Raw genomic sequence first — 17,138 nt, 5'->3', positions numbered from 1 at the left:
CCATCTTACAGAAGACTAGCAATAATGCCCAATCGTCACTCGACAATCCTGTGACTGTCTCCAGGAAGAACAAATGAATCCGTCAGGGGAGTGTACAATTCACCTACTTTATGATAGGGTTCTAGTTTCTCGATATCAGGGACATCTGCTTGACAGCGTTATCAGGGAACACTACTAAGCGTTTAAGCTAGCTAATGCCAAAGGAATTAAGCATAAGCCATTGTCCGTCTTGGGCTGTCTTCTTGAGTGGCTAAGGTTGCCAAGAAAGCATCATAGCTTTCAAAGATTTCCATGGCTTGATCCAGTTGAGTTAGCTCAAAAATCATCCGAACTGAATCCCCCACACCACAAATGCTAAAGCGCTGATTTCGCTGTTGCGCTAAACGCAACGCGGATACCAATACACCCAAGCCAGCACTGTCAAGGGTTTCTACCTGCTGCATATCTACCAGCACCGTCGAATAGCGTTCCGACAAAATAGCTGATTTCAGTTGCCGATCCAATTCAACCGCATTAGAGGCATTAACCTGACCCGTTGGTCTAACGATTGATAATTTGGAGTTTAAAGTTGCGATTGCCATAGCTCACTCCTCAGATTTGTATAGGTTAAGACATTGGATTAGAGAATCCACCTAAAGATAGCGCGTCAATTCTCCAATCAGCTACAAATTTTCATTAACAACGGGTTAAGGTTTCCTTCGTTGGGGATTTTCCTTCTTTCGGTTTTTAGTGTTCCGCAAAAAAAGATTAAGTTTTGTAGCCTAATATACTGAATAATGAACACTTAGTCAAAACTCATATCCCACAATTTCTGCGTCACGAAATATTTATCCTTAATACCAGTTGCTACATATCTATAATTAATAGCCTATCTGTGGCATCTTCCTTCAGGTAGAGAATAAAATGAATCATGTTTTAGCATTTATTCTACTTCTTTAACAATTTTTAGTATAATCAAATACGCTAATCGATTACCCAAGAAGGGCTGACCTGCGATAAACTATTTTAATTGCTGCTTTTTCTGCGGCTTAAGCAAACCGTTGATTTAGTTATCGAATCAATTCCCTATACGATTTTTTGCCAAATAACAGTGATATAGATCACCAAAAAAAATGATTAGAATCACGCTCTCGCCTAGGAATTCCCCAGAGAATTGATCTAGTATGGAATTCTGTGTATATCAAGAGTGAAAACCACCTACGTTATCCGCCATTTGGTTGAAAGAGCGCTTTATATCAGGCAACTAACTCCTGATATAGAGAATGAAATTAACTACGAATTAACTCGCTTAGGATATATTTCCGATGCTGATTACGAAGCCCTTGAATTATTAATGGCTGAGATGGATGCGGGTAGAATCCGGTTAGTTCCTAGTGTTTAGAGGGTTACGTTAATCATCACCAGCTAGACGGGAAATTTTTGTAAGTGCCAAAAGCCAGTTTTAGATTACCCTATAGAGTTGATTTCAGGGATGAATCAAACTCCTGAGGATAGGTTTGCCAAATTTCAGCAATGAAATCAGCAAGTTGATGGCGAGTATCAGAATTATCTTTTGGGTGACGATGTAAGTCTTCCAGTTGTGCTAATAGAGGAATGACCTCCGTATCCCAAACCAGTCGTAAAAACTTTGTGGGCCAAAGTACGTCAGGTCCTTGACGCAAATCATACAATCTGAGAGATTGAGGCAGAACCGAGGTTATATCTTCATTCTCGCTTGAGGTTACAGCTAACATCAAAGGACGCAACCAGCAAATCTGCCGCCATTCAACGACTTCAATCACTTCAGCGTATAAGTGGCGTGTTGCGTATTCTAAACAAACGATCTGGTGAGTCTGAATAATGCTCATTTTGTCACAATATTTTTCATGAAAACCACCCCTCGGTTGAATCTCAATCTGAGGGGATAACTTTAATTATTTGCCGTAATCCAATACTAACAAGGATTACAGCATTTTAGAATTATTTTATTATCGGCACGTCCGCCACCTGGGGCTAATTCAGCGTCATACTCTGATTAGCTGGACAGTAGTCTCGGCAATTAATCGCTTGTTCCGAATTGGCAACAGACGGATGAATGGTACATTTGAGACGATAATCGTTGGTAAAAAATTGACAGTGGCTACAAGGGATTTGATGCATACGCTTAGCATTTGCCACACCGTCTTTAATCGCCAACCCGACTGTTACTAGGCTCATGATTACTATTGTCCACGCTAGACAAAAGCACAAGGGTATGAGGAAAGGCTGAATCGCCTGAATGAGGGGGTAGAGAACTTGAAACACAATTCTATCCTATCTGACAAATTAACCAACACTATTATTAAAACTAATCTGAATGATTAGTTTTGGAAATTATAGCAAATTTTGCCAGATTCGATCATCAGTACCGCAACATTGGCAGTTACATATCTTACCAAGTTGCGGCTCATTGCAGTCGATAAGTAGGGGCGGCTGAATAGGTGGTAAGGCGAGGGAACCGGGAACAGTCAGAATTTGAGGGTGGTTAACATTTCTTAGTCATGAAATTCACCCCTATAGATGCGCCATGGCACGTCTTTACATTCAAGATTTCCCTCCCTTAAGAGACGCTAAAGGTGTGCCAATTATCTTTAAAACGGAATATCATCTAAATCTTTCTGGGTATCAGGAACCGGGGGAACGTTTGGCACTGTAGTCGGTTCATAAGTCGGCTGCTCAATCGGCGATGAATAATCATAGTCCTGATCTCTGGGTGCAGATACAGGTGCCGGGGTTGGAGGGGCTGGGCGCGATCGCATGGGAACCACATTCTCTGATTTCTTGGGTGATGATGGGATTGTTGTCGCCTGCATCGTTGGGGAAACGGTAGCCGTTTGTAGTCCCATGTCCGTATCTGCACCCAGCTTATGAACTCGATAAGTGGTTAATTCAGCCCGTTTTTCTTTAAATCCTTCGGGGCGCTCAATCGTATTCATACTCAGACGCCCTTCCAGGACTACAAGATCACCAACCCCATAGTTTTCCTTGATTTCTTGAGCCAAATTGCCCCAACCGACTACTTTAAGTGTTGAAGGTGGATCATCAGAACGCACACTGGGAAACTGCACCAGCATTTGGGCAATCGGGGTTTGATTATCTGAGGTGTAACGCAGTTCTGGATCTTGAATAATTTGTGCCATCAAGACGCAGCTATTCATCGTTAATATCTCCTGGCGCTTTGGGTAATTGGTCTAGTCACTGATTGACCATGACGGCTAGTTGAGTCGCGCTTATGTTTGGGACAATTGGTCGTTTAAAAAACCATATTCGTCCATTCTATCATCACTCTGATAGGAGCTATTGACTCCTTACCTAGCAGACTTATGTTGACCAACGAAAAAGGAGTCCGTTGCTATAACTCAACGGCTTCCTTCTTTAATTTAGAACAAAAGTACTATATTGTCAGGAGGGAGAAGACAGAAAGTACGAAACTCGCCCTGACGGTAGAGACGTAGCCTGCTACGTCTTTACACCTCCTAGACAGTCGATTCAGCTTGGGGCAGTTCTAACCCTTGCTCTTGTTCGATGAACTCTTGCACATACGTGCGATATTTTCTCAGATTTTCATCGACCCAATTCCGATCATCGCTGTTGGCAAAGATATGGACTAGGGGTTCTCCAGCATCGGGCAAAATCAACACCCAACTGTCTGTGTACCGATCCACAATTTTCACCCCATCAATGAGTTCTAAGTCATCATTGGCATGGGTTTCGACTAAGTGGCGCATTAATGCGCCTTTCACCGTCCAAGGACAGCGCATGGTATAGATTTTATGGCACACCCGAGGCAATTCGCTGCGAATCTGACCTAAGGATCGCTCTTGAATTGTTAGCATCTCAATTAACTTGGCGATGCAGAACATGGCATCAAATCCGGGATGGAGTTGCGGAAAAATAAAGCCCATTTCCTCAGAACCACCTAACACAACATTAGGATTAGTTTGAGAGGCTTCCATCAACGCCGCTGGATTCGCCTTAGTACGAATCACTCGACCATCATGACGACGGGCGATTTGTTCCACAGCACCGGAGGTATGAACCGGAACCACTACAGTACTGCGAGGATGAGCCGTCAGCATCACGCTAACCATCAGCGCGGTTAGGGTTTCCCCACGTACAGGCATTCCGGATTCATCCACCAAGATCAGTTGTTCCCCATTCGCGGACACCTGCACGCCAAAATTGCCCTTTAAGGCTTCAACCACTTGACCGAGTTGGGTGAGCAATCCTTCTCGTTCATCGGCGGAGAGGGACATTTGATTTAAGCTGGCATTGAGGACAACGGCATCACAGCCGAATTTCGCCAACAAGACGGGGAGAACCGCCCCAGAAACGGCATAAGCATAGTCAATCACTAATTTCGCGCCACTATTGCGAATCGCTTGCACATTTAAATGCCGCTCAAAGCCGACGCTATAGAGATCGAGTAACTGGCTGGGGTAGTTGACATTGCCGATTTCTGGAATCGGCGATCGGCGCAAGTCCTCTTTGAAGTAAGCCCCTTCAATTTTCTTCTCCTTCGCCTTAGAGATATTGATACCGTGGGAATCAAAAATCTCGATCAGAATATAGTCAGGGCGATCCGGGTGTACCCGGACGTGAATCCCCCCGATCACGGTTAGTGTGGGTACAACCAGACGAGCGATGGGGATAGCTGTGGCTTCTAGGTTCTGGACATGAACCCCCACCGACATCAAGCCCGCAATTAGCGATCGCGATACCATGCGAGAGATACTACGTTGATCGCGAGAGACGGTAATTTGAGACCCCGCTTTTAAGGTTGATCCGTAAGCCGCCCCTAATTTGACCGCAAACTCTGGCGTAATATCAATATTTGCTAAGCCTTGAACGCCGCGCTGACCAAACAGATTCCGTTGCGCTGTACTTCCCCAAATCAGGTTCATGTTTAACATGGCACCCGATTCAATTTTCTTGCTGGGCCAAACCCTCACACTAGGGCTAATTTGCGCTTCTTCTCCCACGGTGGACAAAGCCCCCACAACCGCACCTTCTAAGACATGGGCACGACGATCCACCCGGGTTCCTCGGCAAATGACACAAGCCCGCAGATGGACTTCATCACCAATAATTGAACCATTCCAGAGAATCGGACGCTTCAGGTCAGCGTAAGCCCCAACAGTGACATTATCCCCAATGACGGTTCCTGCCTCAATATTCACCCCTGGACCAATGCGACAATTACTGCCAATTAGGGCTGGGGTTTCGATTTTAGCTGTGGCGTCAATGGATGTATTTTGTCCTACCCATAGCCCTGATCGCTTCTGTTCGTAAGCAAAATCAATCTCTACCTTTCTATCTAAAGCGTCGTAGTGGGATTCGCGGTAGGCATCAAGATGACCGACATCACACCAATATCCATCCGCGACAAAGCCATACATGGGTTCCCCTTTGTCTAAGAGTAGGGGAAACAGGTCTTTAGAAAAGTCAGATTCTGTGTTTTCGGGCAGGTAATCCAGGACAGAGGGTTCTAAGATGTAAGTGCCTGTATTTACCGTATCTGAGAAAATTTCACTGGTTGAGGGTTTTTCTAAAAAGCGGCGAATCCGCATTTGTTCATCGGTAATTACCACCCCAAATTCCACAGGATTGGGGACGCGGTAGAGAACAAGGGTGGCTTTCGACTTACGACTTTTGTGGAATTCAATGGCGGCTTGCAAATCGAAGTCGGTGATGCTGTCACCACTGATCACAATGAAGGTATCATCGAGTAGTTCGGCAATATTTTTCACGCAACCAGCAGTACCGAGGGGCTGCTCTTCTTCGACCGCATACGTCATTTGCACGCCAAAGTCACTGCCATCTTGGAAATAATCCCGCATCACATCGGGGAGGTAGTAAAGTGTAGCAATGACTTCGGTGATGTTATGGCGTTTGAGTAGGTTGATAATGTGTTCCGCGATCGGTCGATTGAGTACCGGCACCATGGGTTTGGGCAGATCACAGGTTAGTGGTCTCAGACGTGTTCCCGAACCGCCTGCCATCAGCACTGCTCGCATAAGTCCTCCTAAAAATTTTTGGGCTTGACGGGGTTTGAACCGTATAGTTTTCTACTTATTGTCTCGTTCAACCGTTCCTGATGAGAAAAGCTGAGCTAGCAAGGTCACGCTACAACTGATACATAGATGGATAAATAGACTAGAACTGAATTTAATGCTACTGTGACTTGTATCCGGGATCAATTCTACCCAGGACTGAAAGAATGCCGCCCAAAAGCGGAACGCTAGATATTACAGTTGATCCAATGATTCGTATACCTCCAGAGATCACCGGAGACGTTTTGGGGAAGTTGGTCTAAAATGAGTGAATTAGCAGGCTCGCTTTTGCTCGGCTGAGGCTTCGCGGTCGGTGTGAAACAGTCCCTGATTCGGTTTCTTGGGGGTTAATTTGGATGAAAGTATTAGTTTTGCTTCTGGTGTTAGGGATTTATGGCTACGGCGCTTGGAAGTTCTGGACGGGGTTCAATCGGACAAACTTCTCCCGTGGCTTGCCTAACCGGATTTATTTGTCTCTGTTGTGGCCCGCTTTGATTGTGGCTAATAAGTCTTATCGGAAAAACTTTAACAGAGCGCTGAAAGGTCGGTAGGTTTTGCCAGAGAGTCAAAGGCGTCTGTGGCTGATTGGTGGGACAAGTGAGAGTGTACAGTTAGCAGAGGCGATCGCGTCTGTAGATCTGCGTTGTCTGGTTACGGTGACAACAGCCGCCGCTGAGTCACTTTATCCTCAAACACCAAATTTACAGGTGCAAGTAGGGCGCTTGAATGGGAAGCAAATCGAGCAGCTTTGTCAACAGCAGCAGATGACAGCCATACTTGATGCATCTCATCCCTATGCAGTAGAAATTTCCCGACTTGCGATCGCGACGGCACAACGTTACCAAATTCCCTACCTGCGTTTTGAACGTCCTCTGGTTAAGGGAAACGAGGGAGATGGGGGAAATCAGGGCGGGTTTAGTAACATCAGGGTGACAACAAACGATAATAGTGAAACCCGCCCCTACACATCGGTCAGGGCGGGTTTTGAACAAAGGTTATCATCAACAGCGAATCCAAATTCCCTAAACCCGCCCCTACAGGCGAATAATGAACCCGATGTAATTACCTTAGACAGCTTTGAAACCTTGGTGGCGGGTGACTATTTGAACCAGCAACGGGTACTGTTGACAGTGGGTTATAAAGTTTTATCCTTATTTCAAGACTGGCAAGCGCGATCGACTCTATTTGCCCGGATTCTTCCCGCCGTTACCTCTCTAGAGGCGGCTATCGCCGCCGGATTTAGTCGCGATCGCATTATAGCCCTACGCCCCCCTGTACCTTTTGAATTGGAAATGGCACTCTGGCGTCACTGGGATATTTCACGGGTAGTGACTAAGGCGTCTGGGGTAGCCGGGGGAGAGGCGACGAAGCGACAAGTGGCGGCGCAGTTGGGAATTCCATTAATTGTCATTGATCGTCCAGTGGTAACGTATCCACAGCAAACCAGTGATGTCGCCGTAGCGTTGGAGTTTTGCCAGAGATATAGCGCTACGCACTCTAGTTAGGACATAAAAGAAAAAATCAAATCACTCAATCCCTTGTAAGGTAAGCGTTTTTCTTCACTATTGCATATTCCACACCGAGCGTGTTACCGAGCGTGTTGCCGAGCGTGTTGCCGAGCGAAGCCGAGGTAAGCCGAGGTAAGTCGAGGTAAGTCGAGGTGTTGCCCATTGCCTATTGCCCAGCGCGTAGCGCTATATTTATAAATGAGCGAAACACAGACCTAAATCCTTACACCTAATCAACCCAACCCCACATTACCCTGTTGCCTTAATCCAATTATTCAGCCGGGTAAAAATGGATTGAGTCAACTGATTAAACTGTTGCTGGCGATACCACTTTTGAAACGCTTTCTCATAAGCGTCTCCTTGAAGTTGATAAGTATTCCACGTCTTCAAACCCAGTCCTGCTCCCCAAAACAACAGAATATACAACGCCCAGGAAAGCTGACCAGCACTGAGCAAATTAATCACAACTAAAAAGCTATTAACGATAATATATTTGCCAAACCGCTGCTTTAATTGGCTGCGCCGATATTGTTCAAACTCCTGGCGCTTGTGCTGCTGTTGCTGCTGAAGCCGCCATTCCTGTTCCGCTAGTTGGAGGTTCGCTGGCGAGATTCCCAATTCAGCCGCAATTTCCACAAGCTGCGTCCGGGAAAACTCGCCGCCATTGGCTTGACGGACGATCGCGAGATTCAGGATTTGCTGGAGTTCTTCTTGGTGATAAGACTGGATAGTAGTGGATTCAGAAACAGACATGACCTAAATTAAGAGGATGAGTGGGCTGAAGATGAAAACAACAAATAGTGGCACATTGAGGTTGTCCTTCCTCTATTATTATCAACGACACCTAGACAGACAGCACAGACCTGCTGATGTTCACAACCGAACCCCTAGGGTCGGATTTTACGAAAAATAATAGTGGAACGGAAGTTTTACATTTCGTTACGATAGATTCAGACCCCAAGGAGGACACTATAACAACTATAAAAACGTTTTCTTTGAGAGTAGATTTGAGGTAATTCGTATGAACGGTAGTATTCGTGTTGGTAATTTATTGGGGATTCCCTTTTATGTAAATCCCTCCTGGTTTTTAGTTCTAGCTTTGGTTACCTTTGAGTTTGGCGGATATCTCGGCGGGTTTGCCGGATTGACAGGTCTTTTACCCTGGGTGCTGGGATTCGTGGGGGCGCTGTTGCTATTTGCCTCGGTTTTAGCCCATGAATTGGGGCATAGTTTAGTCGCCATTCGCCAGGGCATTGAGGTGAAATCGATTACCCTGTTTCTCTTTGGGGGTCTAGCCAGCTTGGAGAAGGAATCTCAAACGCCAGCCGACGCATTCTGGGTCGCGATCGCGGGTCCTTTAGTTAGTTTAGCCCTTTTTGCCCTATTCACGGGTATCGGCGTGAGCAGCGGCGTCTCTGGTCCCTTGGCAGCCATTCTCAGTTTACTGGCTTCGATCAATTTAGTCTTAGCCCTGTTCAACCTGATTCCTGGCTTACCGTTAGATGGTGGCAATATCCTCAAGTCCGTGGTTTGGAAAATCACCGGGAATCCCTATCGAGGTGTTGTTTTTGCCAGCCGGGTTGGTCAGGTTGTGGGATGGATGGGAATCAGCATCGGCATCCTTTCTGTCTTGGGACTGAGTAACTTTGGTAGTATCTGGACGCTATTAATTGGGGTATTCCTGCTGCAAAATGCGGGTATGTCGGCGCAATCAGCCACCCTGCAAGAAAAACTCCAGGATCTGAAAGCTGAAGATGCGGTAATTCCAGAGAGTCCAATTATCTCGGCGGATCTGTCGCTGCGGGAATTTGCCAACAACTACATTATTGGCAAAAAAGAATGGCGCAAGTTCTTGGTGACTGATGAACAAGGACAATTGATCGGTGCGATCGCGGTTGATGATCTCAAAACGATCCCCACCTCAAACTGGACAACGACTCCAGTCAGCGAACTGATCCAGCCTGTGGATTTGGATGCGATCGTCAAATCCGATCAGTCTCTGTTAGAAGTGATTACGCTGCTGGAACAAGGCAAATTTACTCAATTGCCTGTGGTGCGCGAAAATGGAGTCCTGGTTGGACTGTTGGAAAAGGCATCAATTGTTAGTCTCCTAGAGAAGCGAACTCAAACCAATCCCGCTTAAACCGATTGGCGTCACTGAAATTAAAGACTTAAGCCTAATCCCTCGAATAAAGTTCGGGGGATTTATAATAGATGGGCATCCTGTAAAAGATGTATTAGGAGGTTAAATAGTGATTCAGTGAAGGCAAAACTTAAGCGATTAATCTTTTGGGTACGAAAATTTTCAGTTCATTTCGTCGCTTATTTCTGGAAGTTACCCACTTGGTCAGTTGTTGTCGGGGCGACTGTTCTGGTTATCGGCGTGATCCTGATTACGGATGAGAACTCTCAACTCTCTAAAATTCTGAATAATGTTGAAGCTATCAGTATTTTTGCGGCGGTTGTTTTATTTTTAAAAGAAACGCCGAATCGAAAGAAACAATTCTATTACCAAGCTTGGCGCACAATAGACGCTGCCCATGGACGACAAACTAGCTATGCCCGGGTTCAAGCCCTACAAGATTTGAATGAAGATGGTGTGAGTTTGAGAGGACTCAATATTCCAGGGACAAATTTACAACGTATCAACTTACCGAAAGCGTTTCTCTATGAAGCTAACTTACAAGAAGCCAATTTAATTACCGCTGATCTGAGTAACAGTCACCTGGATAAAGCGAAACTTCATAAAGCGAAACTGAATGCCGCGAAACTCTCTGGTGCTTGCTTGATTGCCACAGATCTGAGTCATGCGGATCTGAGTGAAGTTAACCTGAAAGGTGCGGATCTGATTGATGCTAACCTGAGCAATGCTAATCTTATTGGTGCTAATTTAAAGGGTGCGGACTTGAGTCGGGCGGATTTAAGTCATGCTAACTTGAGTAGAACGGATCTGAGTCAAGCCGATTTGATGGATACTATCCTAAGTGACGCTGATCTGAGTGGGGCTAATCTGAGTTATGCTGACTTCAATAATGCGGATTTAAGTAATGCTGATTTGAGTGGGGCTAATCTGAGAAATACTGATTTTACCGATGCTAATTTGAGTGGTGCTAACTTAAGCGGGGCTGATTTGAGAGGGGCAGATTTGAGTGATGTTAATCTGAGTGACGCTAATCTGAGTGATGCTAATCTGAGTCAAGTGGATCTCAGCAATGCTTATGTTGATGGCGTCAATCTCCAACCCGCTAAATTCAAAAAAAACGAAAATATTTTGTATCATCAAGAGGCTAAAAGAAGGATTTAAACAGGGTGCATTTAAAGGAAATTGTTAGGGCGCAAGCCTTGCGCCCCTAAAATCGTAATATCTATTCCACTATTTTAGCTGGGTGCTGGATAAAGGGCAGTGTAGGAGTTTATTTAGTCATCATAAACTCGACCTTCATCACTACTTTATTCAGGAATATTGTCACAGTCTGTGGTATTTTGCCAATTCACCTGAGGTGTGACTGTAGGAGATTCTGCCACCAACATTATCTGCCCATTTGCCAGTTTTACCCACCCTTGCGCTTCAATAATCTGCCGAGGTTGACTTGAATTGGGCGTGACAGATTCTGGATATGTTTGGGTTGGAGTATCTTCATCTAAACTCACCCACTCACTGATAATCACGTCACTCTCCAGAACATCCAGAGGACTTGGTGGAATACCGCCGCGACCTGTGAAAATAAAGCTACTGGCTAATGCTGCACCTCCCGCATTACAGGAACGGTCAATCAGGCGTTCTGCATCAACAAAGTTATTCTCTAATTCGGTTAATCCTCGGTTCGGGTCAATATCGGGTCGGTTTTCCACAAAGACACCATCTAGTCCAAATTCGGAACTAACGGTAATGTCGTTTAAGGGAGTGCGTTGAGGTCGAAATGCAATATCAAATAGCCCTTGAGTGGTAACGCTGACGCGCCCTCCGTTCCCTTGCACCGCATTGGCAATAATATCGCTTCCTTCTGTACCCGTTGGAGGTAGGGCGATGATGAATGTTGAATCAATTGTCACGTTACCGCCGTTGGCGTCAGCGAGGGCGCTGGCAGAAATCAGGCTTTCGTTTTCTAGGAATAGCAGGTTTAAATCGTCCAGGGTAATATTGGCACCGCCTTGAGCGCTACTGATTCCGGTTTCAGCAAAGATTGTGCCTTGATTGAGGAATATGGAATCCGTTGCAATTGTAAGATTCCCGGCTTGTCCTTGGGGACTGCTGACGGTAACTTGCGCTCCTTCTTCCACCTGAAGTTCCCTGGTTGTAACGGTTAAGTCTCCAGCCGTACCACCATTAGTGGCTTCCACAGACAAACCGCCTTCTCCTGTAAGTTGTACGGAGTCAGCCGCATTAACCGTCAATTTTCCGGCTGTACCTGTTTCAGTGGAAGCGGAAATAAAGCTGTTATTGACTTGCAAGGTGTCTAAACCTCGTAAGGTAATCCCTCCACCTTGACTGGATACAGTGGCAGCAGACACCTGGGAGTTCTCCTGAAGAGTTAACTGTGGTGTGGTAATCCTCATATCCCCAGCCCTACCAACACTCCTTGAATTAGTCCACAAACGCGCCTGATTGTTCAGAGATACAGATTCAGAAGCATTGATAACTAAGCCACCTGCCGCTCCTGTGCCAAATGTAGAAGCGGCAACCGCGCCCCGATTCCGGATGATTAACTTTCCTGTATCGATTTGCAATAAATCCCCTGCATCTCCTGTGGAACCTGAACGAGCGAGTGTAGATAAGGCACTGTTGTTTCCTCTCACACCTGTGCCAGTTACTTCCACAAACTCTGAGGCGTCTACAATCAGATTACCCCCCTTGCCCGCACCAGAAGTTCCTGTTGTTGACTGTCCTCCATCCCGGATGAGCAGTCGTCCTGTGGTAATCCTGAGGTCTCCAGAATCGCTGTTACTTAAAGAACCAGCACTCAGGTTACTGGGAATGCTACCATCGGCTGTAGTTCCCACTACTTCCACGAAGTCTAAGGCTTCTATCGTTAAGTCGCCACCTTTGCCGAGGCTAGACGTCAGAGTAGAGACTTGACCTCCATCTTGAATCATTAACTGGCTTGTATCAAGGTTTAAGTTTCCGGCATTTCCTGTCGCCTCTTCATGAGTTTCAGTCCCCAAACCGCTGGGTTGTCCATTGGCTGCTTCCCCAATGACCTGTACCAACTCAGAAGCATTTACACTCAATGTCCCTCCATTACCACTGCCAAAGGTAGAAGCTAATACTCCTGCTCCATCCCGAATAATTAACTGGCTTGTATCAAGGTTTAAGTTTCCGGCATTTCCTGTCGCCTCTTCCTTAGTTCCAGTTGCCAAAACGCTGGGTCGTCCATTGGCTGCTTCCCCGATGACCTGTATCAACTCAGAAGCATTTATGCTCAATGTCCCTCCATTACCCCGACCCGAGGTAGAAGTTGATACTTGAGCCCCATCTCGGACAATCAATCGCTCTGTGTTAATCGTTAAGTCTCCCGCGTCTCCTCCCATGGCTAACTCAGTGCTAGTGAACAAGCCACTGCTACCCATCAAATCTACTGATTCGGAGGCAGTCACCGTTAAGCTTCCTCCATCACCACGACCATGGGTACCAGCTACTACTTGAGCCCCATCTCGGACAATTAATTGCTCTGTGTTAATCGTTAAGTCCCCGGCATTGCCCTCCGAACCTGGGTTTGCTTGAGTGGATATGCCACTGGCAGCGCGATTATTTGGTGCGATACCAATGACTTCTACTAACTCGGAAGCCGTGACAACTATATCTCCTCCATCACCTTTACCTGCCGTCAAGGTTGATACGGCGGCTCCCTCTCTAACCGTTAACCGACCTGTTGAAACGTTCACGTTGCCACCCGTTCCAGTTCCTGAAGCACTGGCAGACAAATTACTAAACGTTTGACCATTGGGTGAAATGCCGCTCAGTTCGATAAACTCAGAGGCAGTTACGGTTAAATTGCCGCCGTCCCCTGCCCCAAAGCTAGAAGCTGATACTTTAGCTCCATCCCGAATACTTAGCTGTCGAGTGGAGATTGTTAAATCTCCTGCATTGGCACGACTAAAAGTTTCCGTAGATAGAAAACTAACAGCTTGACCATCGGGTGACATACCATTCACTTCCACAGATTCTCTGGCAGTGACATTCAGATTTCCAGCCTGTCCTTCACCCAAAGTTAATGTCGAAACGGCTGCGCCGTCTTGAATAATTAACTTCTCCGTATCAATGGCTAAATCTCCCGCATCTCCACTACTTCCAGCTAAAGCACCCAAGCCAGCAAACAATCCTCTCGCTTCAACTAAATCGGCAGTAACGCTGAGGTTTCCTCCCTCTCCAGCACTAAAAGTCGTTGTTGATAAATTTCCATCCTGAACTAGCAACCGTCCTGTATCAAGCCTCAAGTTTCCAGCATTTCCACCTAACTCTTCAGTTTGAGTAATCAAGCGGCTGGTACGTATTCCATTAGCTGTGGTTACCGTACCAATTACTTCTACAGAATCAGAGGCAGTAACAGTCAAGTTGCCACCTTTCCCTATACCTGCCACACTAGTTGATACCGTGGCTCCGTCCCTAACCGTCAACCTTCCCGTAGTAATCGACAAGTTTCCCGAATTTCCGGTAGTTCCTGATTCGGTTTGAGTCAGTAAGCTACTAAATATCCCATTAGCTAAAGCGCCTATTAGTTCTATAGACTCCGACGCTGTTACTGTGATGTTGCCAGCGTTGCCTTGTCCTGCCGGGAATGAATTAAACGCTGGACGAACTATTGCTTGCACTTGAGCACCATCTGTGATGGAAAGCGAGTTAGCTTGAATGTTGATATCGCCACCGTTGCCAACTCCTCCCGCTTCAACATTGCTGGCGACTAAACTAGGAATCCCGGCATTCACTCCAGCTACAGTGAGATGATTCGACACATTAATATCTATGTTTCCCGCATCTCCAAGTCCCCAGGTACTGGCAGTTAACATAGCCCCATTGGTGACAGAAAACGAACCTGCTTCAATATCAATGTCTCCGCCTTTGCCTGTAGCTCTAACACCTAAACTGCTAGTAACTGTACTTGGCACAAAATTGACACCATCAAGGGTAAAAGCATCTCGAACATTAATATTTATATTGCCAGCATTGCCTTGTCCGGCAGGGACGGTATCAGTAGCTTTACTAACAAAGGTTTGTACTCCAGCACCATCTGTGATGGAAAGCGAGTTAGCTTGAATGTTGATATCGCCACCGTTGCCAACTCCTCCCACTCCAACCTTACTGGTGACTCGACTAGGAAATCCGGCATTTACTCCAGATACAGTGAGATTATTCGATACATTAATATCTATGTTTCCTGCATTTCCAAGTCCAAAGGTGTTAGCGCTTAATTGAGCGCCATTGGCAATAGAAAACGAACCCGCTTCAATATCAATATTTCCGGCTCTGCCTGTAGCTCCAAAATCTAAATTGCTAGTAACTGTACTTGGCGCAACATTGACACCATCAAGGGTAAAATCATCTCGAACATTAATATTGATGTTGCCAGCATTGCCTTGTCCGGCAGGGGCGTTACCAGCAGCTTGACGAACGAGGGTTTGTACTTGAGCGCCATCAGTTAAGGAAAGCGACCGAGCTGTAAGATTGATATCGCCACTGTTGCCAACTCCTCCCGCTTCAACATTACTGGTGACTCGACTAGGAAATCCGGCATTCACTCCAGCTACAGTAAGGTTATTCGATACATCAATATCTATGTTTCCTGCATCTCCAAATCCAAAGGTGCTAGCAGTTAACTCAGCACCATTGGTGATAGAAAACGAACCCGCTTCAATATCAATGTCTCCGCCTGTGCCTGTAGCTCTAAAATCCAAACCGCTAGTAACCGTACTTGGCACAAAATTGACACCATCAAGGGTAAAAGCATCCCGAACATTAATATTGATGTTGCCAGCATTGCCTTGTCCGGCAGGGACGGTACCAGTAGCTTGACGAACGAGGGTTTGTACTTGAGCGCCATCAAGAATAGACAGTGACCCAGCTACAATATTTATATTTCCTCCATTAGCATTTGCACCGGATTCGACATTGCTCAGAATTCCGGTAAAGAATCCTCCTCCAGCCATAGTTATGGCATCTGAGACATTAATCGTCACATTTCCGGCATCGGCTCTTCCAAAAGTGCTGGTATTGAGTTGAGCGCCATTAGTTAAAAAAAGCGACCGAGCTGTAAGATTAATATTGCCTCCCTTCAATCCAGGTATTGTCCCAAAGTTGTTACTGACAATACCACTGCTATAAAGAGAGATATTTCCTTGACTTTGAAGGGAGACATCACCTGCCAATAAACCAGAATTATCGATACTAGAGTTAGGCATGAAAATGATGTCATTTTGGGCTATAAAGTTAACATCACCGCCCTGACCCAGAGCATTAGCGAATCCAAAAGAAGAGGCAGAAACTAGACCATTGAGTGTAATCATGTTGCGAGCATCAAGAAAGATATCGCCACCGCCCTCAACACTACTATTTCCTATTGCCACACCCGTCAATACCCCTCCCTGTGTGGCTACAATTTGAATATCACCATTAAGTGAGGGATTGGGCTGGTATTGATTACTTAATAGAACCGTTCCTGATAGAGGTAGAATCAGTCCGTTCATAGGATCAGATGCCGCATCAGCAAACAATATTGTGCCAACTCTAATATCTGCACTTGTTGGTTCACCTGTATTAAAAAATGGAGTCCCGAATGCTGTTGTTCCGGCTCGGATGTCGAGAGTCGGTTGAGTGCGACCATTAATTGATACTGATGTTCCATCCGATAAAGTAACTTCCTCAACAATTCCATTAACAGGGTCTGCACCTTGAATCCAAATTAAGCCAGGAATGGTGACACTACCTCCAGCAAGGATGTGTAGAGATGCTCCTTGGTAAAAATTCAACGCTACATCACCATTAGCGCGAATAATCGGATCATTGGGACTTTCTAACCCCCCCAAACTTCCATCTAACTGCTCAATCGCAAAACTTCCCCCACTCCAATAGTGAGCATCGCCTCCTACAGTGTTGGCACTTCGCAACACCATATTCCCACCGGAAAACAAGCCACTATCGGGATGATTCAAGGCAAAAATATCTATCGTTTGATTTCCTTGAACCAGCAACTGTCCTCCAGCCGTGGCAATAAAGGGATTCGCTACACTATCCCGTATCGTTACCGTATCTTTAGCCGTAAGCGTTAAATTGTCCCCAGCCTCTAATTGACCTTGTAAATCCAGAGTATCTGCCGCTATGGTCAAATCTTGCCCCACTTCTAAATTTCCAGCATTAGCAATCCTTCCGTTTGAATTCGACCCATACTGCAATCCCGGCGTTAAATTAATCGTTAATAACGGCGGTGCTTCTGGATTCGTGGCGCTAAACTCCACCCCATTCTCAAACACCACAGAATTCGCCGTAGACGCCACAAACGAACCCGCGATATCCAACCGCGCATTCTCCCCAAAAATAATCCCATTGGGATTCAACAAAAATAAACTA

13 protein-coding genes are annotated in these 17,138 nt (G+C 45.9%); 6 read left to right on the top strand and 7 right to left on the bottom strand.

Features of this window, described 5'->3' with window-relative positions; all coding sequences use genetic code 11:
- Positions 1–206: 206 nt before the first annotated feature.
- The gene (locus RIC07_RS12475; protein ID WP_446394819.1) at positions 207–581 is read right to left on the bottom strand and encodes an STAS domain-containing protein; all 375 of its coding nucleotides are present in this window, start codon (positions 579–581) and stop codon (positions 207–209) included.
- Between the two features lie 605 nt (positions 582–1,186).
- Here RIC07_RS12475 and RIC07_RS12470 point away from each other — a divergent pair.
- Positions 1,187–1,381 (top strand): hypothetical protein, encoded by a 195-nt coding sequence (locus tag RIC07_RS12470; protein ID WP_006098826.1) that lies wholly within the window; start codon positions 1,187–1,189, stop codon positions 1,379–1,381.
- Positions 1,382–1,451: 70 nt separating this feature from the next.
- On the opposite strand, the gene RIC07_RS12465 is transcribed toward RIC07_RS12470, so the two are convergent.
- From RIC07_RS12465 to RIC07_RS12455, 3 genes are all read right to left on the bottom strand, one after another.
- A complete protein-coding gene (locus tag RIC07_RS12465; protein ID WP_446382949.1) occupies positions 1,452–1,847 on the bottom strand; it encodes a hypothetical protein in 396 nt (131 codons plus the stop codon).
- A gap of 145 nt (positions 1,848–1,992) precedes the next feature.
- Positions 1,993–2,196, bottom strand: a complete 204-nt coding sequence (locus RIC07_RS12460) for a hypothetical protein (protein WP_446394818.1) — start codon at positions 2,194–2,196, stop codon at positions 1,993–1,995.
- A gap of 413 nt (positions 2,197–2,609) precedes the next feature.
- Positions 2,610–3,176 carry a single-stranded DNA-binding protein gene (locus RIC07_RS12455; protein WP_446394817.1) on the bottom strand — a complete coding sequence of 189 codons (567 nt, stop codon included), beginning with the start codon at positions 3,174–3,176 and terminating at the stop codon, positions 2,610–2,612.
- A 165-nt stretch (positions 3,177–3,341) separates the two neighbouring features.
- Between RIC07_RS12455 and RIC07_RS12450 the strand changes: the two genes are divergently transcribed.
- Positions 3,342–3,473 (top strand): hypothetical protein, encoded by a 132-nt coding sequence (locus tag RIC07_RS12450; protein WP_446394816.1) that lies wholly within the window; start codon positions 3,342–3,344, stop codon positions 3,471–3,473.
- Positions 3,474–3,494: 21 nt separating this feature from the next.
- Here RIC07_RS12450 and RIC07_RS12445 read toward each other — a convergent pair whose 3' ends face one another.
- On the bottom strand, positions 3,495–6,035 hold the full coding sequence (locus RIC07_RS12445; protein WP_446394815.1) for a sugar phosphate nucleotidyltransferase: 2,541 nt from the start codon (positions 6,033–6,035) through the stop codon (positions 3,495–3,497).
- A gap of 392 nt (positions 6,036–6,427) precedes the next feature.
- Between RIC07_RS12445 and RIC07_RS12440 the strand changes: the two genes are divergently transcribed.
- Positions 6,428–6,622: a hypothetical protein gene (locus RIC07_RS12440; protein WP_446394814.1), complete on the top strand. Its 195-nt coding sequence runs from the start codon at positions 6,428–6,430 to the stop codon at positions 6,620–6,622.
- Positions 6,623–6,625: 3 nt separating this feature from the next.
- Positions 6,626–7,576, top strand: a complete 951-nt coding sequence (locus tag RIC07_RS12435; RefSeq protein ID WP_446394813.1) for a precorrin-6A/cobalt-precorrin-6A reductase — start codon at positions 6,626–6,628, stop codon at positions 7,574–7,576.
- Between the two features lie 252 nt (positions 7,577–7,828).
- On the opposite strand, the gene RIC07_RS12430 is transcribed toward RIC07_RS12435, so the two are convergent.
- The gene (locus RIC07_RS12430; protein ID WP_446394812.1) at positions 7,829–8,332 is read right to left on the bottom strand and encodes a 2TM domain-containing protein; all 504 of its coding nucleotides are present in this window, start codon (positions 8,330–8,332) and stop codon (positions 7,829–7,831) included.
- A gap of 268 nt (positions 8,333–8,600) precedes the next feature.
- Here RIC07_RS12430 and RIC07_RS12425 point away from each other — a divergent pair, with 268 nt between their 5' ends.
- Together RIC07_RS12425 and RIC07_RS12420 are read left to right on the top strand one after the other, a co-directional pair.
- Positions 8,601–9,722: a site-2 protease family protein gene (locus RIC07_RS12425; protein WP_446394811.1), complete on the top strand. Its 1,122-nt coding sequence runs from the start codon at positions 8,601–8,603 to the stop codon at positions 9,720–9,722.
- A 117-nt stretch (positions 9,723–9,839) separates the two neighbouring features.
- Positions 9,840–10,883 carry a pentapeptide repeat-containing protein gene (locus RIC07_RS12420; RefSeq protein WP_446394810.1) on the top strand — a complete coding sequence of 348 codons (1,044 nt, stop codon included), beginning with the start codon at positions 9,840–9,842 and terminating at the stop codon, positions 10,881–10,883.
- A gap of 146 nt (positions 10,884–11,029) precedes the next feature.
- Here RIC07_RS12420 and RIC07_RS12415 read toward each other — a convergent pair whose 3' ends face one another.
- Positions 11,030–17,125, bottom strand: coding sequence for a two-partner secretion domain-containing protein (locus RIC07_RS12415; RefSeq protein WP_446394809.1), 6,096 nt, complete (start codon positions 17,123–17,125; stop codon positions 11,030–11,032).
- Between the last annotated feature and the right edge of the window lie 13 nt (positions 17,126–17,138).

The organism is Coleofasciculus sp. E1-EBD-02 (genome assembly GCF_040218245.1).
In the GTDB taxonomy this organism is placed as follows: Bacteria; Cyanobacteriota; Cyanobacteriia; order Cyanobacteriales; family Coleofasciculaceae; genus Coleofasciculus.
This window is presented reverse-complemented; position numbering and strand designations above follow the sequence as displayed.